Origin of the sequence: Micromonospora sp. NBC_00362 (assembly GCF_026342155.1) — a bacterium.
In the GTDB taxonomy this organism is placed as follows: domain Bacteria; phylum Actinomycetota; class Actinomycetes; order Mycobacteriales; family Micromonosporaceae; genus Micromonospora; species Micromonospora hortensis.
The window spans coordinates 573,011-596,474 of sequence record NZ_JAPENH010000001.1 but is presented as its reverse complement, the minus strand read 5'-3'; the positions used below and the strand labels follow the sequence as shown (position 1 = coordinate 596,474).

Annotated in this window: 21 protein-coding genes; 12 read left to right on the top strand and 9 right to left on the bottom strand. The window is 70.5% G+C overall.

The features are described from left to right. Positions 1–125 precede the first annotated feature (125 nt). On the top strand, positions 126–650 hold the full coding sequence (locus OG992_RS02595; protein WP_238682553.1) for a winged helix-turn-helix domain-containing protein: 525 nt from the start codon (positions 126–128) through the stop codon (positions 648–650). A 92-nt stretch (positions 651–742) separates the two neighbouring features. Further along, the gene (locus tag OG992_RS02590; protein ID WP_266302218.1) at positions 743–1,249 is read left to right on the top strand and encodes a VOC family protein; all 507 of its coding nucleotides are present in this window, start codon (positions 743–745) and stop codon (positions 1,247–1,249) included. 67 nt (positions 1,250–1,316) lie between these two features. Here OG992_RS02590 and OG992_RS02585 read toward each other — a convergent pair whose 3' ends face one another. Further along, the gene (locus OG992_RS02585) at positions 1,317–2,207 is read right to left on the bottom strand and encodes a diiron oxygenase (protein WP_266302217.1); all 891 of its coding nucleotides are present in this window, start codon (positions 2,205–2,207) and stop codon (positions 1,317–1,319) included. Positions 2,208–2,255: 48 nt separating this feature from the next. Here OG992_RS02585 and OG992_RS02580 point away from each other — a divergent pair, with 48 nt between their 5' ends. From OG992_RS02580 to OG992_RS02545, 8 genes are all read left to right on the top strand, one after another. After that, positions 2,256–2,984, top strand: a complete 729-nt coding sequence (locus OG992_RS02580) for a TetR family transcriptional regulator (RefSeq protein ID WP_238682556.1) — start codon at positions 2,256–2,258, stop codon at positions 2,982–2,984. After that, positions 2,981–3,280: a DUF4873 domain-containing protein gene (locus OG992_RS02575; protein WP_238682557.1), complete on the top strand. Its 300-nt coding sequence runs from the start codon at positions 2,981–2,983 to the stop codon at positions 3,278–3,280. Before OG992_RS02580 ends, OG992_RS02575 begins: the two co-directional genes overlap by 4 nt. After that, a complete protein-coding gene (locus OG992_RS02570) occupies positions 3,281–4,774 on the top strand; it encodes an NAD(P)/FAD-dependent oxidoreductase (RefSeq protein WP_266302216.1) in 1,494 nt (497 codons plus the stop codon). Then, positions 4,764–5,636: an SDR family oxidoreductase gene (locus OG992_RS02565; RefSeq protein WP_266302215.1), complete on the top strand. Its 873-nt coding sequence runs from the start codon at positions 4,764–4,766 to the stop codon at positions 5,634–5,636. Before OG992_RS02570 ends, OG992_RS02565 begins: the two co-directional genes overlap by 11 nt. Continuing rightward, positions 5,633–6,493, top strand: coding sequence for an alpha/beta fold hydrolase (locus OG992_RS02560; RefSeq protein WP_238682560.1), 861 nt, complete (start codon positions 5,633–5,635; stop codon positions 6,491–6,493). Before OG992_RS02565 ends, OG992_RS02560 begins: the two co-directional genes overlap by 4 nt. A gap of 41 nt (positions 6,494–6,534) precedes the next feature. Further along, positions 6,535–7,155, top strand: a complete 621-nt coding sequence (locus OG992_RS02555) for a TetR family transcriptional regulator (RefSeq protein WP_266302214.1) — start codon at positions 6,535–6,537, stop codon at positions 7,153–7,155. Positions 7,156–7,233: 78 nt separating this feature from the next. Then, the gene (locus OG992_RS02550; protein WP_238682562.1) at positions 7,234–8,814 is read left to right on the top strand and encodes an MDR family MFS transporter; all 1,581 of its coding nucleotides are present in this window, start codon (positions 7,234–7,236) and stop codon (positions 8,812–8,814) included. Between the two features lie 233 nt (positions 8,815–9,047). Next, positions 9,048–10,607 (top strand): OFA family MFS transporter, encoded by a 1,560-nt coding sequence (locus OG992_RS02545; protein ID WP_238682613.1) that lies wholly within the window; start codon positions 9,048–9,050, stop codon positions 10,605–10,607. Positions 10,608–10,694: 87 nt separating this feature from the next. Here the strand turns inward: OG992_RS02545 and nrfD are convergent, their stop codons facing one another. The 4 genes from nrfD to OG992_RS02525 form a co-directional block, all read right to left on the bottom strand. Beyond that, on the bottom strand, positions 10,695–11,660 hold the full coding sequence (gene nrfD / locus OG992_RS02540; RefSeq protein WP_238682563.1) for an NrfD/PsrC family molybdoenzyme membrane anchor subunit: 966 nt from the start codon (positions 11,658–11,660) through the stop codon (positions 10,695–10,697). Continuing rightward, positions 11,657–12,700, bottom strand: coding sequence for a 4Fe-4S dicluster domain-containing protein (locus OG992_RS02535; RefSeq protein ID WP_266302213.1), 1,044 nt, complete (start codon positions 12,698–12,700; stop codon positions 11,657–11,659). Before OG992_RS02535 ends, nrfD begins: the two co-directional genes overlap by 4 nt. 3 nt (positions 12,701–12,703) lie before the next feature. Then, positions 12,704–15,979 (bottom strand): formate dehydrogenase, encoded by a 3,276-nt coding sequence (gene fdh / locus OG992_RS02530; RefSeq protein ID WP_266302212.1) that lies wholly within the window; start codon positions 15,977–15,979, stop codon positions 12,704–12,706. A 145-nt stretch (positions 15,980–16,124) separates the two neighbouring features. Further along, complete coding sequence (locus tag OG992_RS02525; protein WP_238682565.1) at positions 16,125–16,922, bottom strand: PrsW family intramembrane metalloprotease; 798 nt, start codon at positions 16,920–16,922, stop codon at positions 16,125–16,127. Between the two features lie 297 nt (positions 16,923–17,219). Here OG992_RS02525 and OG992_RS02520 point away from each other — a divergent pair, with 297 nt between their 5' ends. After that, positions 17,220–18,218, top strand: coding sequence for a hypothetical protein (locus OG992_RS02520; RefSeq protein WP_266302211.1), 999 nt, complete (start codon positions 17,220–17,222; stop codon positions 18,216–18,218). A 27-nt stretch (positions 18,219–18,245) separates the two neighbouring features. Here the strand turns inward: OG992_RS02520 and OG992_RS02515 are convergent, their stop codons facing one another. The 4 genes from OG992_RS02515 to OG992_RS02500 form a co-directional block, all read right to left on the bottom strand. After that, the gene (locus tag OG992_RS02515; RefSeq protein ID WP_266302210.1) at positions 18,246–20,108 is read right to left on the bottom strand and encodes a hypothetical protein; all 1,863 of its coding nucleotides are present in this window, start codon (positions 20,106–20,108) and stop codon (positions 18,246–18,248) included. After that, positions 20,105–20,869, bottom strand: a complete 765-nt coding sequence (locus OG992_RS02510; RefSeq protein ID WP_266302209.1) for an ABC transporter ATP-binding protein — start codon at positions 20,867–20,869, stop codon at positions 20,105–20,107. The genes OG992_RS02515 and OG992_RS02510 overlap by 4 nt, the downstream gene beginning before the upstream one ends. Positions 20,870–20,939: 70 nt before the next feature. Next, positions 20,940–21,359 carry an ASCH domain-containing protein gene (locus OG992_RS02505; protein ID WP_266302208.1) on the bottom strand — a complete coding sequence of 140 codons (420 nt, stop codon included), beginning with the start codon at positions 21,357–21,359 and terminating at the stop codon, positions 20,940–20,942. A 40-nt stretch (positions 21,360–21,399) separates the two neighbouring features. Beyond that, entirely contained in the window at positions 21,400–22,473 is a 1,074-nt protein-coding gene (locus OG992_RS02500; RefSeq protein WP_238682570.1) for an XdhC/CoxI family protein, read from the bottom strand. Between the two features lie 118 nt (positions 22,474–22,591). Between OG992_RS02500 and OG992_RS02495 the strand changes: the two genes are divergently transcribed. Beyond that, on the top strand, positions 22,592–23,464 hold the full coding sequence (locus tag OG992_RS02495) for a xanthine dehydrogenase family protein subunit M (RefSeq protein ID WP_266302206.1): 873 nt from the start codon (positions 22,592–22,594) through the stop codon (positions 23,462–23,464).

Here is a 23,464-nt window from a genome sequence, read left to right as displayed (position 1 = left end):
CGATCAAGAACTTGCCGTGAGCAACTTGTCGCTAAGAGTTGCCCCGGCTGGCGGCACGCTTGCCAATCATTGTCAGAACCGTGACGAGAGCTGGGCAGGGATGCCCATCGATCCCGGGTGGTGCGGTGGCCGAGGACGAGGCAACGGTGAACAGGGGTGATCCGGCCGACGAGCCGTTCCCGCTGCTGATCGCGGTGACCCCGTCGCCGGCCGAGCGCATCCGGCTCGCGGAGCTTCTCGACGGCATCGCACCGCTGCTGCTGGTCGCCGACCTCGACGAGCTGCGCCGGCTGATCGCCGCACCGCAGCAGGTGGCCGTCCCGTCCGAGCCGACGCCGGTCGCCGCCCTGGTGATCGACTCGGCCCGCTCCAGCGCCCGCTGCGGGGAACGTGAGATCGACCTCACCCGCCTGGAACACGACCTGCTGACCTGCCTGATCACCGAGCCGGCCCGGGTCTGGAGCTACGCCGAGCTGCACCGGTCGGTCTGGGGTGACGAGGGGCGCGAACGCAAGGCGGACGTGCAGTCGCTGGTCAAGCGGCTGCGCCGCAAGCTGCACGACCTGGGCACCGGGGCCACCATCGATGTCGTTCGCGGGGTGGGGCTGCGGCTGACCGATCACCAGCAGGCGCGGGTCGAGCGGGCCTGACAGCGACGTCGCATGAACTGATCTCGCCCTGGGTACGCCAGGAAGATCAGCATCAACACAGGCGACGAAGAGCGCTGGTAAGGAGAGTCAGGATGGCATTCCCCAATCCCTCGACCGTGTCCATCGGGCTGAAGAAGGCCGCGCACGTCGGGATCGCGGTGAGTGACCTCGACCGCTCGGTCGCGTTCTACCAGGCCCTGCTCGGCGCGGAACCGGTCGTTCGGGACGAGAGCATGCACGGCGCCGGTTTCGCGCAGTCACAGGGGTTGCCGACGACGAAGCTGCGGTACGCCACGTTCAACCTCGACAACCTCGGGATCGACCTGATCCAGTTCCAGGAGCCGGTCGGCGACGCCGCCCAGGTGGCGGCCAACCGGCCCGGCTCGATGCACCTGTGCTTCCACGTGGACGACGTGCGCGCGGTCTACGACCGGATGAGCGAGGCCGGGTTCGAGTTCCTCGGAGAGCCGTACACGTTCGCGTCGGGCGAGGTGGAGCCGCCAGCGGCGGTCGGCACCGAGGTCGCGTACTTCAACGACCCGGACGGAACGAACCTGGAGATCATCGCGCCGAAGGGTGGCTTCGCCCGCAGCGAGTGAGCCACACGGGCGGCGTGGGGTCCGGCCGGGACGGCCCGCCCCACGCCGCCCCCTGAGGGACAACGGGTCAGATCAGCCCGGCCCGGGCCCACAGCAGACGCCCCGGCCCCGCCACCAGGCCAACGTCCGCCAGGTTGGCGTGCACCCGCGCCGCGGACCAGCGCAGGGTGGCACGCCAGTGCGGGTTGGCGCGGGCAGCGGCCCGACCGACCGCCGACGGAATGCCCACCGCCGCGTACACGTCGGGATGGATCAGGCGGTTGGCGATCGTGGAGGCGGCGCGACCGACCAACAGTCGGGCGTACGCCATGCCGACCGGACCGGTGGCCGCGACCGCGTGCGCCAGTTCCTCGCGGGCGAACCGGACATGTCGCGCCTCCTCCACCACGTGGATGCGGGAGACCATCCGGATGAGCGGCTGGAGCGATTCGTCCGCCATGATCTCGCGCTGGAACGCGTCGAGGATCTCCTCCGCGATGAGGATCGCGGCGTACATCCGAGGGCCGCTGGCGGTGGCCTTGAGGAAACGCCCGAGGTGGTGGTCCACAGCGCTGGCGCGGTAGACCGGACAACCCGTCGCCTCGATCAGCCGGCCGAACATGATCGAGTGCCGGCACTCGTCGGCGACCTCGGTCAACGCGTACTGGGCCTGCCGGCTGGTCGGGTCGGCGCGGTAGTACTCCCGGATCAGCATCTGCATGAGGATCGTCTCGAACCACAGCCCGGCACTGGCCGCGCTGGCCACCTCGTGTTTGGTCAGCTCGACGCGCTGCTCCTCGCTGAGCTGCTCCCACAGCGCCGTGCCGTAGAGGCTGCTGCGCCGCGGCGGGAGCCAGTAGGCGCCGGGGGTGTGCGGGGCGTCCCAGTCGATCTCCACGGTGGGGTCGTAGCTGGTCCGCAGTGAGGACGTGAGCAGTCGCTCGGCGATTGCCGCACGCCCGGTTTCCGCCGCCTCCATGGCTCCTCCATATTGACGTGACGACCAGTAACTGTTACGAGTAGTAGCATGCAATTGCCGCTCACCGATGTCAATGCATCCGACCCGCCGGCCACGCCCCCCGACGGCAGTCCGAAGGCGAAGGGCAACGGCCGCCGAGACCGCTGGGCAGACCATCGCGAGCAACGACGGCAGCAGTTGGTCGGTGCCGCCGTGCAGGCGCTGCTGCGGCACGGGCCGGAGGTCGACATGGAACAGGTGGCCGCCGCCGCGGGCGTCAGCAAACCGGTCCTGTACCGCTACTTCGCCGACAAGTCGCAGCTCTGGGTCGCTGTCAGCGAGGTGGTGGCGGCCCGGATGGTCGACACCATCGCGCCCGCCATCGAACAGGTCCGCGAGGAACGTGGCCTGGTCGAGGCGACGATCGACGCCTACCTGGGCGTGATCGAGTCGGAGCCGAGGCTCTACCGGTTCCTGATACACCAGTCCGGCGACCCCGGCATCCACCAGGTGATCGCCGGCACCAGCCGGCAGGTGGCCGCCGGGCTCGCCCGGGTGATCGGCGACCGGCTCCGCACGCTGGGCCTGGACGCCGGTCCCGCCGAACCCTGGGCGTACGGCCTGGTGGGCTTCGTGCAGGCGGTCGGCGACTGGTGGACCACGCACGGCCAGCCGATCAGCCGGGCCGCCCTCACCGACTACCTGACCGCTCTGCTGTGGAGTGGCATCGAGGGGGTACGGGCCAGCGCCGACCTGCCGCACGAGCTGACCCGCGCCCACGAGCGGATCGTGCCGTGAGCTACCACGGCCCGGCGGGTGTCGAGGGCAGCGCGGTCCGGGTGCACCTCAGCGGGCGGTGGGAGCCGGTCGACGGCCGCTTCCACTGGGGCGGACGCATCGAGCCCGAGCCACGAGTGGCCCACCTGCTGCGCTCCGGCCGGCGCGACGTCGAGGTGCGCATCGCCGACCGCGTCCGGGCGGCCCGACTGGCCGAGGTCGATCCGTGGGGCGGCGTACGGATCACCGGTGTGGGCGATCCGCCCTGGCCGCCAGTGGCCGACCCGACTCGCGCGCCCGAGCTCACGGAGGAGTGAATGGAGACAGACGTTGCCATCATCGGCGCCGGCTTCGGTGGCCTGGGCGCCGCCATCCGCCTCCAGCGGGCCGGCTTCAGCGACTTCCTCGTCTTCGACCGGGGAGCGGACGTCGGCGGCACCTGGCGTGACAACAGCTACCCCGGCTGCGCCTGCGATGTCCCGTCACACCTCTACTCGTTCTCCTTCGCCCCCAACCCCGGCTGGTCGAACACGTTCTCCAGCCAGCCCGAGATCTGGGACTATCTGCGCGGCTGCGTCGACCGCTTCGGGATACGCCCGAGGTTGCGGTTGCGCCACGAGGTGCGCGAGGCGAGGTGGGACGACCAGCGCCAACGCTGGCTGCTGCGCACCTCGGGCGGTGACCACAGCGCCCGGGTCCTGATCTGTGCCGCCGGCCCGCTCAGCGACCCGGCCGTCCCCGACCTGCCCGGGATCGACGAGTTCGCCGGCACCGTGTTCCACTCCGCCCGATGGCGGCACGACCACGACCTGACCGACCGGCGCGTCGCGGTGATCGGCACCGGCGCATCAGCCATCCAGTTCGTGCCACAGATTCAGCCGACGGTCGAGAAGCTGACGCTCTTCCAGCGCACCCCCGCCTGGATCATGCCGAGGATGTCGCGCCGGATCAGCGCTGTCGAGCAGGCCGTGTTCCGCACCGTGCCCGGCGCACAGCGGGCCGCCCGGGCAGGGCTCTATCTGGTACGCGAAAGCATGGGTCTGGGCTTCCTGCACCCCGCGGTCAACCGCCTCGCCTCGCGCCTGTCAGTGCGTACGCTTCGGCGTCAGGTTCCCGACCCGATCCTGCGGGAGAAGCTCACCCCCCGCTACGCGATGGGCTGCAAGCGGGTGCTGATCTCCAACGACTACTGGCCGTCGCTCACCCGACCGAACGTCGACGTGGTCACCGCCGGCATCGCCCGGATCGTGCCGGACGGTCTCGTCACCGACGACGACGTCCACCACCAGGCCGACACGATCATCCTCGGAACCGGCTTCCACGTCACCGACTCCCCCGTCGTACGGCGCATCCACGGTCGGGGCGGGCGCAGCCTGGGCGACGTGTGGACCCCCAGCATGCACGCGTACCGGGGCACTACCATCGCCGGCTTCCCCAACCTGTTCTTCCTGCTCGGCCCGAACACCGGGCTCGGGCACACCTCGGTGGTGCTGATGATCGAGGCGCAGCTACATCTGGTGCTCTCGGCCCTGCGTCACATGCGGGCCACTGGCATCCAGGCCATCGAGCCCACCGCGCGGGCGCAACGGCGCTGGACCGAGCGGGTCGACCAGAAGATGGCCGGCACCGTCTGGCAGACCGGCTGTTCGAGCTGGTACCTCGACACCACCGGTCGCAACACCACCATCTGGCCGGGCTTCGCCACCAGCTTCCGGATGCGGATGCGCCGGTTCCGCCCGGCCGACTATCAGATCGCCCCGACCGGCAACACGCCCAACGAATCGGAGCGGGAGCACGCCGATGCGCTTTGACCTGGCGGGCAAGACCATGCTCATCACCGGCGCGGCGCGCGGCATCGGGGCGCAACTGGCCCGCGAGGCCGTCGCCCGCGGAGCCCGGGTCGCCCTGGTCGGTCTGGAGGGCGAACTGCTCGAACAGCTCAGCGCCGACCTCGACGCGCACTGGTACGAGTGTGACGTCACCGATCAGGCGGCGTTGGACACTGCGGTGGCCTCCACAATCAACCGCTTCGGCGGCATCGACGTCGTCGTGGCCAACGCGGGCATCGCGAACCTCGGCACCGTCGCCGTCGGGCCGGTCGACGCGCTGGTCCGTACCGTGGAGGTGAACCTCTGCGGCACGATCCGCACTGTCAGCGCGGCGCTGCCTCACGTCACCGCCGCCCGGGGCCACGTCCTGATCGTCTCGTCGGCTGCCGCCTTCACGGCGATGCCCGGCATGGCCGCCTACTGCGCGTCCAAGGCCGGCGTGGAGCAGTTCGCCAACGTGCTCCGCCTGGAGACCCGCTCCTGCGGCGTCACAGTCGGCACGGCGCATCCGATCTGGATCGACACCGACCTGGTCCGCGACATCCGTGACGACCTGCCGTCGTTTCGCACCACGCTGCGCCGGTTGCCGTGGCCGCTGTCCACCGTCGTGCCCGTGGAGCAGTGCGTCGACGCCCTGCTCCACGGCATCGAGCGCCGCAAGCGCAAGGTGTACGTGCCACGGTCGCTCGCCCTGGTGCAGGCGCTGCGGCCGGTGGTGCTGAGCGGCCTCTCGGACGCGTTGATCACCCGGTTCGGCGGTCAGACCATGGTCGGCCAGATGGAAGACGAGGTACGCCAGCTCGGGCGTTCCTTCGGCAGGACGTCGGTGGGAGAGCGGTCATGAGCATTCATTTCCGGCGTGCGGGCAGCGGAGAGCCGCTCGTGCTCATCCACGGCATCGGTCACCGTCATCAGGCGTGGGAGCCGGTGTTCGACCGGCTCACCGCCCACCACGAGGTGATCGCGCTCGACCTGCCCGGCTTCGGGAACTCCCCGGTGCCCGGCACCGGCATGCCCGCCGACATGGCCGCCACAGTGGCCGGGGTCCTGCCGGCGCTGACCGAGTGGGGGTTGGAGCGTCCGCACGTCGCCGGCTACAGCCTCGGCGGGGCGATCGCCCTGGAGCTTGCCACCACCGGGGCGGTCGCCTCGGTCACCGCCTTCTCCCCCGCCGGCTTCTTCACAGCGGCGGAGCGCCGCCGGGCACTGGCCATCCTCCGGATGCTGCGGGCCAACTCGTACCTGCCCACACCGGTCATGCGGGTCGCACTGCGCTCGGCGTACCTACGGGCGTTGTGCTTCGCGCCGCTGATGGCCCGCCCGACACTGCTGGATGTCGAGCGCGCGCTGGGCGACGCGCTCGCCCTGCGACGCGGGGTCGGCTTCAACGCCGTGGCCCGAGCCGCCCGCGACTATCGCTTCGACTGCCCTCGGCTGTCCGACGCGACGGTGCCGGTGACCATCGGCTGGGGGGACTGTGACCGGATATTCGGCGTCCACCAGGCCGAGCGCGCCCGGGCCGGCCTGCCGGCGGCACGGGTGGTGACGCTGCCCCGTTGCGGGCACGTGCCGATGAGCGACGATCCGGACCTGGTCGCCGCGCTCATCCTCGAGACCACCGGCGTCGTGCCCCACACCGAACGACCGGATCCCTCGGACTGCGTCCCTGTCACGAGTCAGGAAGATCACTTCACAGTCTAAAAACTTGCAGGCTGTGCAAGTTCGCTCCTAATCTCGCCGGCGTGACCGACACCGACCACGCTGCGCCCGGACGTCGCGACCGCAAGAAGGCGCAGACGCGCGCCGCGCTGACCGCCGCCGCGTTGCGGCTGGTCGCCGAACGCGGCCTGGAGCACGTCACTGTTGAGGAGATCAGCGAGGCCGCTGACGTGTCCTCGCGGACCTTCTTCAACTACTTCACCTGCAAGGACGAGGCCCTCACCGACGATCCGGCACTCGACGGCAACCCGGTCGTGGCGCGACTGGCAGCCGCCCCGACGCAGGTGTCAGCGTTGCAGGCAGTGCGGGTCGCCCTCGACGAGTCGGTCGACTCGATCCAGGCCGACCGGGAGTTGTGGCGGCTGCGACTGACGGTCATCGCCCAGAACCCCGCGCTGCTGCCCCGACTGGTGGCCGGCAACAGCGCGACCGAGCAGGCCATGGTCGCGGTCGTCGCCACCCGCCTCGGCGTCGGCCCCGACCACGGGCACCCTCCGCTGGTCGTCGCTGTCGCCGGTGCCGCCTTCCGCACCGCGATGCTGCGCTGGGCCGCCGGCGACGACGCCCGGCCCCTGCACGACTTCGTCGACGAGGCGTTCGCCGCGATCGCCGCCGGCCTGCCGGATCCGCCGTCCCCCTCCTGACCCGCAGGTCCCCGCCCCGCCCCGCCGCATCAGCTCCGGGGCCAGCCACTGGGCCACAAACCCGACAAGGGAGCGTCAATGACCACCACCGTCCCGCCCGCCGACACCGCCGCCGTCGGCACGCGCATGTCGCGTCGGGAGGTTCTGCAGGCCCTTTCCGGCCTGATGGTCGGCATGTTCGTGTCCATCCTCGCCTCCACTGTGGTGGCGAACGCGCTTCCGCGGATCATCGCGGATCTGAACGGCAGCCAGACCGTCTACACGTGGATCGTCACCAGCGAACTGCTCGCCATGACGGCGACGGTGCCGCTGTGGGGCAAGATGGCCGATCTGTACAGCAAGAAGCTGCTCATCCAGTTGTCGCTGGGACTGTTCGTGGTGGGTTCACTCATAGCGGGCTTCACGCCGAACGTCGAGGTCCTGCTGCTCAGCCGGGTCGTCCAGGGCATCGGCGCCGGCGGCATGACAGCGCTGGCCACGATCGTCATGGCGGCGATGATCCCGCCGCGTGAGCTGGGCCGCTACGCCGGCATCTTCGGCGCGGTCTTCGGTGTGGGCACCATCGCCGGTCCGCTCATCGGCGGCCTGCTCGTCGACACGTCGTGGCTGGGCTGGCGGTGGTGCTTCCTGATCGGCGTCCCGTTCAGCATCATCTCCATCGCCCTGCTCCAGCGCACCCTGCACCTGCCGGTCGTCCGCCGCAAGGCGAAGATCGACTGGTTGGGCGCCCTGCTCATCACCTCGGGCATCTCCACGCTGCTGATCTGGTCGTCCCTGGCCGGCAACAAGTTCGACTGGGCCTCCGGCTGGACGGCAGTGATGGTCATCGGCGGTCTGGTTCTGCTGGCGCTGGCCGTGGTCGTCGAGTCGCGGGCGGCGGAGCCGATCGTCCCGCTCAGCATCTTCCGCAACCGCACTGTCTCCCTGGCCACCATCGCCAGCGTGCTGGTCGGTGTCGCGATGTTCGGCGGCACCGTCTTCCTGTCCCAGTACTTCCAGATCTCGCTGGGCAAGTCGCCCACCGTCGCGGGCCTGATGAGCCTTCCGATGATCTTCGGTCTGCTCGTCTCGTCGACGGTGGCGGGCCAGCTCATCACGAAGTACGGCCGGTGGAAGGCGTACCTGGTGGCCGGCGCCGCGGTGATGACCGTCGGGATGCTGCTGCTGGGCACCATCGACGCCAACACCAGCGTCCTCGTGCTGTCGATCTACATGGCCGTGCTGGGCGTTGGCGTCGGCATGCTCATGCAGAACCTCGTGCTCGCCGCGCAGAACGACGTACCGGCCCACGAGCTCGGTGCCACCACCTCCGTGCTGACGTTCTTCCGCAGCATGGGCGGCGCGATCGGGGTCAGCGCCCTCGGCGCGGTCCTGGCAAGTCGGGTGACCTCGCTGACGGCAGACCGCCTCGGCCCGGCGGCGACCGCCGGCGGTGGCTCCGCCGAGGTGCCCGACCTGTCCACCCTGCCCGAGCCGGTGCTGCGCATCGTGCAGGACGTGTACGGCATCGCCACCGCTGACCTCTTCCTCGTCGGCGCGCCGATCGCGCTGCTCGCGCTGATCGTCGTGCTGTTCATCAAGGAAAAGCCGCTGCACACCCTGAGCGGGGACGAACGACGCGCCCAGGAGGAGGCGGCCGCAAAGGTCGCGATTCACTGAGCCGTACGCCAGTAGAGCGGGGGCGGGCCGGTTGGCCCGCCCCCCGCTTTCGCGTTTCTCGGTAACGACATGGTGTGAACCCGCTGCCACGTAACGTGAGATCGAGCCGGTCAACGGCTGACGCCAGACGTGCGCCGGGCCGCCACTGCGGCGGCGCCTCTCGGCCAACTGCCGGGTCGGACAGCTCGGCAACGTCGCGGCCCACTCAGCCGCAGGAGGTGTGGACGATGCCCATGCTGTCGGTCTTCGATCCTCGGCACACTGTCGCTCCCCCGGGATACAGCCGCTGGCTCATCCCGACCGCGGCACTGGCCGTGCACGTGTGCATCGGCCAGGTCTACGCGACGAGCGTCTACAAGAACTCCCTCATCGCGCACTTCGACGTCAGCCAGACGGCAATCGGGGCGATCTTCAGTATCGCCATCGTCATGCTGGGCTCGTCGGCGGCGGTCGGTGGCCGTTGGGTGGAGCGGAACGGACCGCGCCGCGCGATGTTCGTCTCGGCGTGCTTCTGGGCCGTCGGGTTCCTGGTCGGCGCGCTCGGTATCGCGACCCAGCAACTCTGGCTGCTCTACCTCGGGTACGGCGTCATCGGCGGCATCGGGCTCGGCATCGGCTACATCTCGCCCGTCTCCACACTGATCAAGTGGTTCCCGGACCGCCCCGGCCTCGCCACCGGGCTGGCCATCATGGGGTTCGGCGGCGGCGCCCTGGTCGCCGGCCCGCTCGCGCGCCAACTGCTCTCCCTCTACGACTCCGGCTACAACCCCAACAACCCGGCCGCCGTGGCGTCGGGACATGCCCTCGTGGCGCTCTTCGTCACGTTCGGCATCGGCTATTTCGTGATCATGATGTTCGGCCCGTTCAACGTCCGGGTTCCAGCCCCGGACTGGCGGCCCGCCGGGTTCGACCCCGCGAGCGTCGCCGCCCGGCCTCTGGTGACGACGGCGAGCGTGTCGGCGTCGAACGCCGTGCGTACCCGGTCGTTCTGGTTGCTGTGGATCGTGCTGTTCTGCAACGTCACAGCGGGCATCGGCATCCTGGAGCAGGCCAGCCCGATGATCCAGGACTTCTTCCGGGACAACGGGACCGCCACCACGGTCTCGGTGACGGCGGCGGCCGGTTTCGTGGGAGTGCTGTCACTGTTCAACATGGCTGGGCGGTTCGTCTGGTCGACAACGTCGGACCTCATCGGCCGCAAGCCCATCTACATGGTCTACCTCGGCGTCGGCATGGTGCTGTACCTGCTCCTCGCCGTGGCCGGGCACTCCGCTACCGCTGTCTTCGTGCTGATCGCCGCCGCGATCATCTCCTTCTACGGCGGCGGCTTCGCCACCATGCCCGCCTACCTGCGTGACCTGTTCGGCACCTTCCAGGTCGGGGCCATCCACGGCCGGATCCTCACCGCCTGGTCGGCCGCGGGTGTCGCCGGCCCGCTGATCGTCAATGGGATCCTCGACACGCAGGGCAAGCCTGGCACCCTCACCGCTGCGGCGTACCGGCCCGCGCTGTTCACAATGGTCGGCATCCTCGCCATCGGGTTCATCGCGAACCTGCTGGTGCGTTCCGTGCCCGAGCGGTTCCACGAACCGAACCGAGGGCCGACCTCGCCCGTGGCGAAGGCCACCGTCACCGAGCCGGTCGCTCTCGGGCGGGACAGCCAGCCGCCGGCGCCGCCGCGCGTCGGTAACCAGACCGGGCGGCTCTGGTTGTCGTGGCTGCTGGTCGCGGTGCTACTCGGGTACGGCATCGTGCAGACCGCCATCACCGCCGCGAAGTTGTTCACCGGCTGACCCGCGGCGGCCGTCCCGGCCAGACCTCTCTGACATGGCAACGGAAGGCACCCCCTTGCAGGGGCGCCTTCCGTTGCGTCGATCCGCTCAGAGCCCGGTCGCCGACTGCTTCTGGGCGAGCCGCTCCCGTTGTGGCACGACCGTGTACTTCGGATCGCGGGCCGACACCCGTCCCGCCTCGAAGACGCCGAACCGGGTGGCGATCGACGATGCCACGAGGGCCGCGCCGGAGATCGCCGCCAGGACTCGGCTACGTCGGCTGACCAGCGCGGTGGCGGCGCCCACGGCGAGCAGGGCGCGGCCCGCCTTGACCAGCCGGCCGCTACGCCCGTGCGTGTAGGGCTCGCTGGTGAGGCCCTGCCGCTCCAGCTGGTGACCTCCGCCGAACTCGATGGCCGCGGCGGCCAGGGCGAGTCGTCGCAGTGGGGCGGTCTCCGCGGCCGGTGCCGCGATCAGTCCGACCCCGGACGCGGCGGCGAGCGCGCTGCCGGCGAAGACGAACGGCAGCGACGGGTAGGCGTCGTGCCAGGACGGCACTGCCGTGTCGGCGAGCAGCACCCCGGTGTACGTGGCCAGCGCCGGCGCGGTGGCCGCGGCGGCCAGGCCGGCGACGTTGCCGATGGGCGGTGCGATCCGACGGGCGAGGCCGAGCACGCCGTGCTGCGGAAGCAGCGGTGCGAGCTCGGCGACCGCTGCCACACCGGCCAGTGGGCCGAACGCCGCGAGAATCCAGGTGCCCACCGACATCGGCGAGGTCACCTTGGCCACCCGGAGCATGTGGTGGAAACGGGCCGGCCGGCCGAGGTCGTGCACCAGCAGGTACGTGCTGGCGGCGACGCCGCCGAGGGCGGTCCAACGGCCCACCTGGCGCAGTCCCTGTCGTCCGGTCAGCTGGGCGCCCGCGCCGATCAGCGCACTTCCGGCGGCAAGGCCTCCGGTGAACAGGTAGCCGGCGATGTCGTACTTCCACACCGGCGGCTTCAGTACCGGTCGGCCGTAGTAGGAGGCGAAGTCGGCCGGCGGCACCGTGAGCTGTTCACCGCCGCGGGTCATGGCCGCCTGCCCAGGAACGCGACCGCCGTGGCGACCGCCATCGTCATCGCCGCCAGGCCGGCACGCTTCCACATGGCCGGCAGGTCGCGGGTGGTCACTATCGGGTCCGGTGGCAGCCCGTACACCTCCGGCTCGTCGAGCAGCAGGAAGAACGCGCCGTCACCCCCGACGCCGTCGTTCGGGTCGTGCCCGTACAACCGCGCCTCCGGCACGCCCCGCTCGTGCAGCTTCGCCACCCGCGCGGCGGCCCGCTCCCGCAACTCGTCCAGTTCCCCGTACTGGATCGACTCCGTCGGACACGCCTGCGCGCACGCCGGGGTCATGCCCGCGCCCAACCGGTCGTAGCACAGCGTGCACTTCCACGCCCGACCGTCGTCCTTGCGTTGATCGATGACGCCGTACGGGCAGGCGGAGATGCAGTAACCGCAGCCGTTGCAGATGTCCTCCTGCACCACCACGGTGCCGAACTCCGTCCGGAACAGGGAACCTGTCGGGCAGACATCCAGGCAGGCCGCGTGGGTGCAGTGCTTGCACACGTCCGACATCATCAGCCAGCGGAAATCCGTCCGTCCCTCCGCGCCCGAGCCCCTCCCCGGCGGCTGCGCGCCCGGCATCCCCAGAAACTCCGGGCCGCCCGACATGCGGGCCGCCGCGGCGGGCGAGCCGGTGTCCAGGCCGGGGTCCGTTCCAGTGTCGGTGCTGGTACGCGCGCCGACCGCCGCCGTCACCGGGCTGATCGCCGGCCCGTCCGGCTCCCCCGCGAACGCCGGAGTCGCCCAACCGGCCGAGCGGGGCTGCTCCACGAACGCGACGTGCCGCCACGAATTCGCTGTCAACGCGCCCGTGTTGTCGTACGACATGCCCAGCAGGTCCAGCCCACTCTCGGGGACGCCGTTCCACTCCTTGCAGGCCACCTCGCACGCTTTGCAGCCGATGCAGACGCTGGTGTCGGTGAAGAACCCCATCCGCGGCGGCGGGTCCTCGTAGCCGGCGTCCGGCGCGGGGTCCAGCGGCCCGTACAGGGCGTTGGCGTGGGGCATCGGTCAGGCCTCCTGGTCGCTGCTGCTGTCGGCGACGTCGGTCGTGACCATCGGCGGATACCGGTGGACGAGGTTCCCCGACCGCCGCCGGTAGTCGACGACGAGGTCCACCAGGTCCTGTCCTCTGGGGCGTCGTCCCGGTCGGACGTCGCACGTGCCGACCTTGCTCTCCTGGATCAGGACGTTGGGGTCGAGGGTGATGCCGAACAGGTCGTTGGCCGAGTCGCCGGTCACCAGGCCCTCGTAGCCGAAGTGGTACGGCAGCCAGACCTGGTGGATGATCCGGCCATCCACTCGCAGCGGCGTCACGCGGTCGGTCACCAGCACCTTCGCCTCGACCGCCGCCCGGCTGGTGACCAGGTGCGCCCAACCCAGATGGGTGAGACCACGTTCGGCGGCCAACTCCGGCGACACCTCGACGAACATCTCGGGCTGCAGCTCGGCCAGCGGTGACACCGTCCGGCTCATCCCACCGGCGGTGTGGTGCTCGGTGAGCCGGCTGACAGTGAACACGTACGGGAACACCTGGCTGTGCTCCTGCGGCGGGCTCGGGTTGAGTGTGTTGATCGGGTGGGTGTAGACCTTGCGGGTCGGGTTGGCCTGCTGTCGGTAGAGCGGGTTGCGTATCGGCGACTCGACCGGCTCGTAGTGGGTGGGCATCGGTCCGTCGAGCACGCCGGTCGGCGCGTACAGCCAGCCTTTGCCGTCGCCCTGAAGGATGAACGGGTCGTCGCCGGCAATTCCCGCCACACCCGAGGCGTCGTGCGCCGGTCGGTAGGACGGCGGTTTGGTCTTCTCGAAGTCCGGAACGTCGTAGCCGGTCCACTCGCTCTTGTCCGCGTCCCACCAGACGTAGCGTTTGCGCTCACTCCACGGGTTGCCGTCCGGGTCGGCGGAGGCACGGTTGTAGAGGATGCGCCGGTTCGCCGGCCACGCCCAACCCCACTCCGGTGCCACCAACGACTGCTCCGAGCCGGGTTTGCGGCGGGCCGCCTGGTTGACGCCGTCCGCGTACACCCCGGTGTAGATCCAGCAACCGCCGACCGTGGAGCCGTCGTCCTTCATCTCGGTGAACGACGACAGCGGCCGGCCGGTCGCCACGTCGTACCCGTTGATCTCGCGCAGCACCGCCTCGGCGCTCGGCTCCGCGTGCGGACCGTGCGTGGGGTAGTCCCAGGCGAGGTCGAGCAGCGCACGGTCGCGCGGCTTCGTCGACGTCGCCAGCCGTTCCCGGATGACACGGCCGAGGTGGTAGAAGAACCACAGCTCGGAGCGGGCGTCGCCTGGCGGCTCGACGGCCTTCTCCCGCCACTGCAACAGCCGCTGCGTCTGGGTGAAGGTGCCCTCCTTCTCCACGTGGGAGGCGGCCGGTAAAAAGAACACCTCGGTGCGGCACCGCTCGGGTGCGATCTCGCCGGTCTCGATCTCCGGCGCGTTCTGCCAGAACGTCGCGCTCTCGATCATGAACAGGTCGCGGACGACCAACCAGTCGAGGTTGGCCATGCCGAGCCGCTGCGCCCGGCCGTGCGCCGAACCGACCGCCGGGTTCTGCCCGAGCAGGAAATAGCCCTTGATCTTGCCGTCGATCATGTCGAGCACCTGCTGGTAGGTGCCGTGATCGCCGGTCATCCGCGGCATGTACCCGTAGCAGTAGTCGTTGTCGGCGGTGGCCGCGTCGCCCCAGTACGCCTTGAGCAGGTTGACGCCGTAGGTGCGGGCGTTGCCCCAGAAGCCCTTCTGCCCGGGGTGCGCGATGCTGTCCACCCACTCGTCCAGGGTCGGGTGATTGGCGTGGTGCGGCATCGGCAGGTAACCCGGAAGCAGGTTGAACAGCGTCGGGATGTCGGTGGACCCCTGGATGCTGGCGTGCCCGCGCAGGGCCATCACCCCGCCACCCGGGCGGCCCACGTTGCCCAGCAGGAGCTGGATGATCGCGCCGGTCCGGATGTACTGCACGCCGACGCTGTGCTGCGTCCAACCCACCGAGTAGACGAGCATGCCCGTCCGGTCCCGGCCGGAGTTCTCCGTCCACGCACGGGCCAGTTCGAAGAACTTCTCCTGCGGAATGCCGCAGACCCGTTCCACCATCTCCGGTGAGTAGCGGGCGAAGTGCCGCTTGAGGATCTGGTAGACGCAGCGCGGGTGCTGCAACGTCTCGTCCCGTTCGGTCTCGCCGCCGACGGGCGCGCCGTGTGACTCGTTCTCCAGCCCGGCCGCCGTCTCCCGCTGTGTCTCGCTGTCGCGGGTCGTCTGGTTCTGCGAGTGACCCTCGTACCGCCAACTGGCCTGGTCGTAGGTGGCGTTGTCGTCGTTGAAGCCGGAGAAGAGGCCGTGCATGTCCTCGGTGTCGGCGTACTCCTCGGTCACGATGGTCGCGGCGTTGGTGTAGGCGACGACGTACTCCCGGAAGTCCAGCTCGTTGTCGAGGATGTAGCGCACCACCCCGCCGAGCAGCGCGATGTCGGTGCCCGCCCGGATCGGCAGGTACGAGTCAGCCAGCGCGCTCGTTCGGGTGAACCGCGGGTCGACGTGGAAGACCTTCGCGCCCCGACGCTTGGCCTCCATCACCCACTGGAAGCCCACCGGGTGTGCCTCGGCCATGTTCGAACCCTGGATGACGATGACGTCGGAGTTCGACAGGTCCTGCTGGTACTGGGTGGCGCCGCCACGACCGAAGCTGGTCCCCAGACCGGGGACGGTGGAGGAGTGTCAAATACGGGCCTGGTTCTCGATCTGGAGCGCCCCCATCGCGGTGAACAACTTCTTGATGAGGTAGTTCTCCTCGTTGTCCAGCGTCGCCCCACCCAGACTGGAGATACCCAGCGTCCGGTTGAGCGGTCGACCCTCGGCGTCGACGTCCTCCCAGGTCTCGTCCCGGGCGGCCAGGACCCGGTCGGCGATCATGTTCAACGCCGTGTCGAGGTCGAGGTCCTCCCACGCGGTGCCGTACGGCCGGCGGTAGCGGACCGTTGTCTGCCGCAGCGGGCTGGTCACCAGGCTCTTGCTCGCCGAACCCTTCGGACAGAGCCGACCCCGCGAGATCGGGCTGTCCGGATCACCCTCGATCTGACTGACCTGCCCGTCCTTCACGAACACCCGCTGACCACACCCAACAGCGCAGTACGGGCAGACCGAACGGGCCACCGAGTCGGCGGTATCGGTGCGGGCGGTGAGCGCGCGGGACCCGTCGGACTTCGCCGCCGCACCCCGGCCCAGCGGGTCGGTGCCGGTGAGCTGGCGATAGACCGGCCAGCCCTCGAACCAGCTGCGCACCCCCATCGCCGCACCTTCCCGACCAATCCCGCCAAATATGAACACTCTGACGTTAGATGAGGTGCCGGCCCGGTCGCAGCGGGATCACGAACAGTCAAGCCTCCCCCAGCCTTTTGGTGCGGGCCGGGAGAGGCATGGAGTACGACTCTGATCAGTGCGGTTGCAGCTGGCCGATGTGCTGGTCGCCGAAGGTCCGGTAGCGGCGCAGCTCCCAGAACAACCAGCCGATGCTGATGATCGCCAACACGACGAAGACCAGCGAACCGGAGAACGTGTCCCAGAGGGTGTGCAGGACGACGACACCCACGAACGTGCCGATGAACCCGAAGAGCCGAGCGACGCTCGGACTCGCCAGCAACGCCCAGAGCGCACCGGCGGTCAGCCCGGTCCAGGCGGTGTGACCGGCGGGCGCCGTCAGACCCCGGATGAAGAGCGTCTGCTCCACCGCGCCGATGTTGCCCTGCGAACTCAGCAGCGCGCTGAAGGCGTAGCCCATCGTCTCCAGCGCGGCGAACCCCATGCCGGCGGCGATGCCGATGATCAGCCCGTCGGAGGGCACCCGGCGACGACGCTGGGCCACCACCGTGAACAGCAGCACCACCGGGACGATCAGCTTCGCCGACTCCTCGATCAACGCGACGAACACCATCGGCAGGGTGCCGAGGCCGCGCAGGGTGTCGTACTCCAGGGTGCCGGCGACCACAGTGCCGATCACACCGCCGAAGAACGCCGATGTCACCAACACCGACGCCGGCACCTGCCACCGCCCGGTCCGGGCCTGCGCGAACGTCAGGAAGGTCAACGGCACCAACGTCGCCCCGAGCAGGATCAACGCCGGTACGAAGTTCGGATTCTTGGTGCTGACGAGGGTCCGCAGCACCGCCAGATAAAGGATCAGCCCGATGCCGAGCACTCCGACCCACGCCCACCGGCGCCAACGATCACCCATACCGCGCAGTCTGGCGGACCAAGGTTACGAAGACCAGCCACGGCGCGGAGATCCTGACGACTCCACTCAAAGGCGCTGTCGGACAACGATCGGCGGACGGCCGAATCAGCGCTTCTGAAACATCAACGCCGCCGCCTCTGCGGTCACCTCGATCGCCCAATCAAGCTGGGGACAGTCATTGCGACCTTGACCGATCTTTTCCAGTGCAGCCCGCAGCCGACATCCCAGGGCCGGCTGTCACGGTTCGTCAGGGCGACCACCCAACGCTCTGCTCCTCGTGGTGCGTAGGCTCACGCCGTGCGCCCGTTACTGATCGCCGAAACGGTCGTGACGCCGTCGAGCTTCGTCGAGTGGGTGGCCGGCGCGGGGACGCTGGTCTGGGACCGTCACTCGCTGCGGGTGTTGGACCCGGATCTGACCGTCGCGCTCGCGTGGGACGTGGTGAGCCCCGACGCGGATCCGATCCTGGCTGTCGGCGTGGCACCGGACCGGTCGCGGTTCGCGCTGGTGGGGCTACGTGAGATGCAGGTCCGCAGTGCCGACGGCCGCGTTCAGTGGTCGGCCGAGCACGGTGCAGCACTGTCGACCGGATGGCCACAACCACACTGTCACCTGGCCGGTGACGGCCTTGTCTGGCTGTTCGTGCCCGACGGTTCCGGTGACCATGTCGTCGCATGGGACTCCGCAGGCGGTTCGGAAGTCGGCCGGCATCATCCACTCCAGACCATCGAGGGTGCAGCCACTGTCGTCCCGCACGCCGATCAGGGACGCGTCGGGGTGCACATCGCGGTGGGCCCGGAGACCTGCCTCAGCCATTGGTTGACGGCAGTCGACAGGAAGCAGGTCGTCGTGCAGACCCTGAACGGCTGCCTGGCCGACCTGAACGCCAGTGGGGTCTTCTTTCTCTCCATGCCGCACGGCAGCGGCCGGATGTCGGTACGCGAGGTCGCCGATGACAGCGTGCGGGTCGAGCGCCACTTCGACGACATCCCGGGGTTCGGCGACTCCGACGACTACCGGATTCACGAGGCCGCGGCGGTCGTATCCGACGACTGGGTCATGGTCGGCGTCGCGACCGATCAGGGCGACGCCGAGCAACATCTTCTACTCTCCACCCGCACGCTGCGCCCGCAGACCGTGATGGATTACGGCATCGACATGCCCCAGAACTCGATCCGGTCCGCGGGCGGACAGGGACGGTGGTTGACGCACGACGCCCGCCTCGGAGTGGTCCGGCTCTGGCAACTCCGGGAGCCACACACAGATGAGGTCGAGGGCCAACTCGCGCTGCTGTAGGCGGGCGACCCCGCGTACGCGGGACCGTCACCCGGGGGGAGCAGGTTGGGCAGCGCCGCCGGGTTGCGGTCGGCGATCCCACAGCACCAGGCCGGTGAGCAGCATCGCGACGCCCAGCCCGACCATGGCCAACCCCACCGTCGTACGCGCGCCCCCATCGAGGTGGCCCGCCACGATCCACCCGCTGTCTATCCCGAACGCCAGCGGCATCAACCCCTGCGGGATCACCGGGATCCATCCGACTGTCAGCAACCCCAGCGCCCACGCGGTCGACGTGTTCTCCCGATACCACTGCACGTCCCAGGTCAGCGGGAGCACCGTCTCCGGGGGCCGGCTCCGCTGACCGGCCGCGGCGAGCACCGCCGTGCCACGGCGGGCGAGCCGCTCGTCGGCCAGCCACAGGCCACCCCACCAGGCTGAGGCGCCTCCGAGCAGGCCGACCAGCGGCAGCAGCGGTGCCGCTTCCGGCGGACCCCAGACCACCAGGGCGAGCACCGGCGCGGCGGCGAGCAGCCCAGCCGCGATGGCGACCAGCACGCTGACGATGTCGGTCGGGTTGTCGGCCGCGGTCGGATGCCGCGGGTCGGCCACCGGGCGTACGCGCAGCAGCGACACCCACACCGGCGCCGACGCGCCCGCGCCGAGCAGGGCCGGCAGGGTGCAGAGCGCGGCCAGCGGGTCGACGTCGGGGGCGAGGAGGATGCCCGCGACGGTGAGCAGCACCCCGATCGGGGTGACCAGTACCAGCCACGCCAGGGCCCTGCCCCGGACCTCGGCCCGTTCGCCGCCCGGCGTGGTGAGCGGCAGCCACAACGCGGTGCCGTCCAGCCCGACCAACCCGGCGGACATCGCCGCCGCGCCGAGCACGGCGAGTGGCCCGGCCCACGGCAGCAGCAGGTCCACGTCGGACAGCAGCGGCAGTCCGGCGAGCAGCGCCCCGTACACCACAGCGAACGCCAGATACTGCAACCGCAGCGGATGCCGCGTCCAGGAACGCAGCTCACGGCCGACGACCGCCCGCGTCGCGGCCGGCACCCACCCCAGCCACTCGCGTTCAGCTGTGGCCGGTGACGGCGCGGTGGTCCGGCGCGGCCGGAACGGCGCGCCGGCGGCGATCACCCGTCGGACGAGCATGATGTACGCGGCGGCGCAGAGCGCCACGATGACGACCAGGCCCGCCATCCTGCGTACCCCTTGCCCGGTTGGCCCGGTCACGGCGGCGACCGGCCAGGCGCTCGGCACGTACGCCATGGCCCGGACCACCTCCTGCGGCGCTGCCACGAGCACTACCGACACCCACGGGAAGACCGCCCACAGCGACCCGGCGACTCCCATCGCCGTGCCGGTGAAGACGCCGGTGAGCAGCGCCCCGGCCGGACCGCCGGCGTGGCCGACGACCTCCAGCGCGATGGCCGAGCCGATCAGCCCGAGCAGCCAGAGCAGCACCGCGCCCCCGGCGGTGACGAGGACCGCGACGGTGCCGTACTGGGCGGCGTGCACCGGCAGCGCGGCGAGTGCCACCAGCGAGACGGCCGGGCCGACGCCGATCGCCGACGCGGCGAGCAGACCGATCGCGGCCGGCACCCCGCCAATCGGCTCCAACCGCAGGTGGGCCGGGCGGACCCGGCCGCGCCCGCCGCCGAGCAGCAGCGGCAACACGATCCAGCCGAGGACCCACGCCCCGGCGAGCAGGCCGAGGGTGTGCTGGTCGCCACGGAGCGCGTACCGGATCAACCAGGCGGCGGCGAGCAGACCGACCAGGCCGGCGACAGTGGGCCCGGGGTGCTCGCGCAGCGAGCGACGCAGCATCGTCGCGCGCATCCGGGCCGGTACCGCGATCGCGCCGAGGGTGCCGCCCAGCCGGCCGGGGGCGGTCAGTTCCGCGCTCATCGTGGCCCGGTCAGCCAGTCCAGGCCGGCGCTGCCGGAGGCTTCGGCGCCGACCAACTCGACGAACCGGTCCTCCAGGCTGCTGCCGGCGGCGACCTCGGCGACCGACCCGGCGGCGACCACCCGACCCTGATGGATCACTGTGACCTCGTCGCACATCTGCTCGACGAGCAGCATCGAGTGGGTGGACAGCACGCAGGTGCCGCCGCCGGCCACGAACCGGCGCAGCACCTGGCGGATGGTGGCCGCGGAGACCGGGTCGACCGCCTCGAAGGGTTCGTCGAGCACGAGCAGCCGGGGCGCGTGCAGCAGCGCCTGGGCGAGGCCGAGCTTCTTGCGGGTGCCGGTGGAGCAGTCGGCCAGCGGGGTGCCGGCGCCCTTGGCCAGGCCGAGCACGTCGATCAGTTCGGCGGCACGGTCGGTGGCCGTGGCCCGGGGCAGCCCGCGCAGGCCGGCGCTGTAGCGCAGCAGTTCGGCGCCGGTGAGGCGTTCGGGGAAGTCGAGGCCGTCGGGCAGCACGCCGGTCAGCGCGCGGGTCTGGCGGCGGTCGCGCAGCGCGTCGTGGCCGAGGATCCGGATCTGCCCGGAGTCCGGGGTGACCAGACCGACGGCCATCCCGATGGTGGTGGACTTGCCGGCGCCGTTGGGCCCGACGATGCCGTGGAAGGTGCCGGGGTGCACGGTCAGATCGATGCCGTCCACCGCGCGATGCGCCGCGAAGGTCTTGACCAGGCCACGGATCTCGAGTGCCGGGGGGATCACGCGCCGAGCATAGGTGACCTTGCCAGACGGCGTGGCCCGCTGCCCAGCGGTCCACAGTGGGCGAGGCCGCTCAGGCGAGGTGCACCAGTCGGAAGCGCTCCGTCACCACCAGGGTGTCGTCGTCCACTGTGAAGTCGGGGTCGCCCAGCTCGGCGCGCACCTCGGCGCTGTGCCAGAACGCCTCGTGCCCCGCACGCCACTGCGCCACCGACTCGTCGCCCTCCCCCTCGGCCAGGGCGTGTGGCAGGTCGACCTCGGCGAGCCGGACCACCCGTACGTCGGTCAGCTCGATGGCCGCGACCCGACGGCCGGCGGAGTCCACCACTGCGGAGACCTGACCCACCTCGGGCAGCGGCTCGTTCGCGCACTCGTACCCGACCAGCAGGCCGCTCGTCGACGTCTTCGCCCCGGACAGGATCGCGCCCACGAGCTTGTCCCGCAGTGGCCCCGGAAACGCGAACTCGGCAAGCGGAAGATCATCGAGGTCCATCCGCGGAGGGTACCCGGATGATCGGAGGGTTCACGTCGGGTCAGCTGTGGTGGATCGGGGTCGCCAGGTCGCTGAGCGGGCGACCCGTACCGCCCCAGGTCTGGGCGGTGATCTCGGCGGCGATCGCCACGGCCGTCTCCTCCGGTGTCCGCGCGCCCAGGTCCAGCCCGATGGGTGAGCAGAGCCGGGCCAGCGCGCTCTCCGGGACACCCGCCTCGCGCAACCGGCGCATCCGATCGTCGTGGGCACGCCGGCTGCCCATCGCGCCGATGTAGCGGGCGGGCGTGGCGAGGGCGACCTGGAGCAGCGGCACGTCGAACTTGGGGTCGTGGGTCAGGACGCAGAGCACAGTACGGTCGTCGACTGTCGTCGACTCCAGGTACGCGTGCGGCCAGCGCACGACGAGATCGTCGACGTCCGGGAAACGCGCACGGGTGGCGAACAGCGGGCGGGCGTCGCAGACAGTGACGTGGTAGCCGAGGAACGTGCCGATCCGGGCCATCGCGGCGGCGAAGTCGATCGCACCGAAGATGATCATCCGGGGTGGTGGCACGTACGACTGGACGAACACGGCCACCTCGTCGCCGCGCTGCTGCCCCTGGCGGCCCAGGTGGATAGTGCCGGTGACGCCGAGGGCGAGCATCCCGGTCGCCTGCCGGGCCGCCGCGTCGTCCAGGTCGGGTGCGCCGAGGCTGCCCGCGACCCGATCGGGCCAGATCACCAGTTGGGCGTTCTCGACCGATGCGGTGGCGACCGGACGGCCGTCGCGGATCGCGGCGAGGACCTCGTCGAACTCGGCCATCGCGACGCTCGGTTGCACCAGGACCTGGATGGTGCCGCCACAGGTCAGCCCGACGTCCAACGCGTCGTCGTCGCTGACGCCGAAGGTCTGGGTGTGCGCCGTGCCGGTCTGGATCGCGGTCCGGCAGAGTTCGTAGACAGCGCCCTCGACGCAGCCGCCGGAGATGCTGCCCACCACGTCGCCGTGCGCCGACACGGCCATCGCCGCCCCGGGTTGCCGGGGCGCGGACTGCCAGGTCCGCGCGACCGTCGCGACGGCGAACGCGACGCCCTCGGCACGCCAGCCGGCCAGCCCGTCGACGATGTCCCGCATGGCCGCACGATCCGCGAGCCCCGGCGGCACCGTCAACGGCGACCTAAGCAGTTGCTTAGGTCGCCGTTGACTTTGACCACCGCCGGGCAGAGATTTTGCCGGACTGCGGAGGTGCGACATGCAGGTGCCGGCACCGTTCGAGTACGAGCGAGCCACCAGTGTGGACCATGCGATCAGCCTGCTGGAGCGGCTGGGCGGGACTGCCCGCCTGATCGCCGGCGGGCACAGCCTGTTGCCGATGATGAAGCTCCGGCTGGCCAACTTCGACTATCTGATCGACATCAACGACCTGCACGGCGAGTTGGGTTACGTCGAGGCGGGCCCCGACGAGATCCGCATCGGTGCGCTGACCCGGCATCGGGAACTCCTCGAATCACCAGTGCTGGCGGCGGCGTTTCCGATCTTCGCCGACGCCGAACGGGTGATCGCCGACCCGGTGGTGCGTAACCGGGGCACGCTGGGCGGCTCGCTGTGCCAGGCCGACCCGTCCGAGGACCTGTCGGCGGTCTGCACGACACTCGACGCGCGGTGCGTGATCCGTGGTCCGGGCGGAGCGGAGCGGGTCGTGTCCATGGAGGAGTTCCACGTCGGGCCGTACGAGACGGCAGTCGCTGACGACGAGATCCTGGTCGAGATCCGGCTACCGGTACGGCCCGGCTGCGGCAGCGCGTACGCCAAGGTCGAGCGCCGGGCCGGCGACTGGGCCGTGGTGTCGGCCGGCGCTGCGGTGTGGCTCGACGGCGGCGCGATCGTCGACGCCCGGGTCGGGCTCGCGGCGGTCGGCCCCAACACCACTGGCATCCCGGCCATCTCAGCGGCGCTGCGCGGGCAGGAACCCTCGGAGAGCCTCTACGAGCAGGCCGGGGCGATCGCGGCGGACAGCTGCGACCCGGTGACCGACCAACGCGGCAGCGCGGACTACAAGCGGCATCTGGCCGCCGAGCTGACCCGGCGGACCCTGCGCCGGGCCGTCGAACGGGCGAGGAGCTGA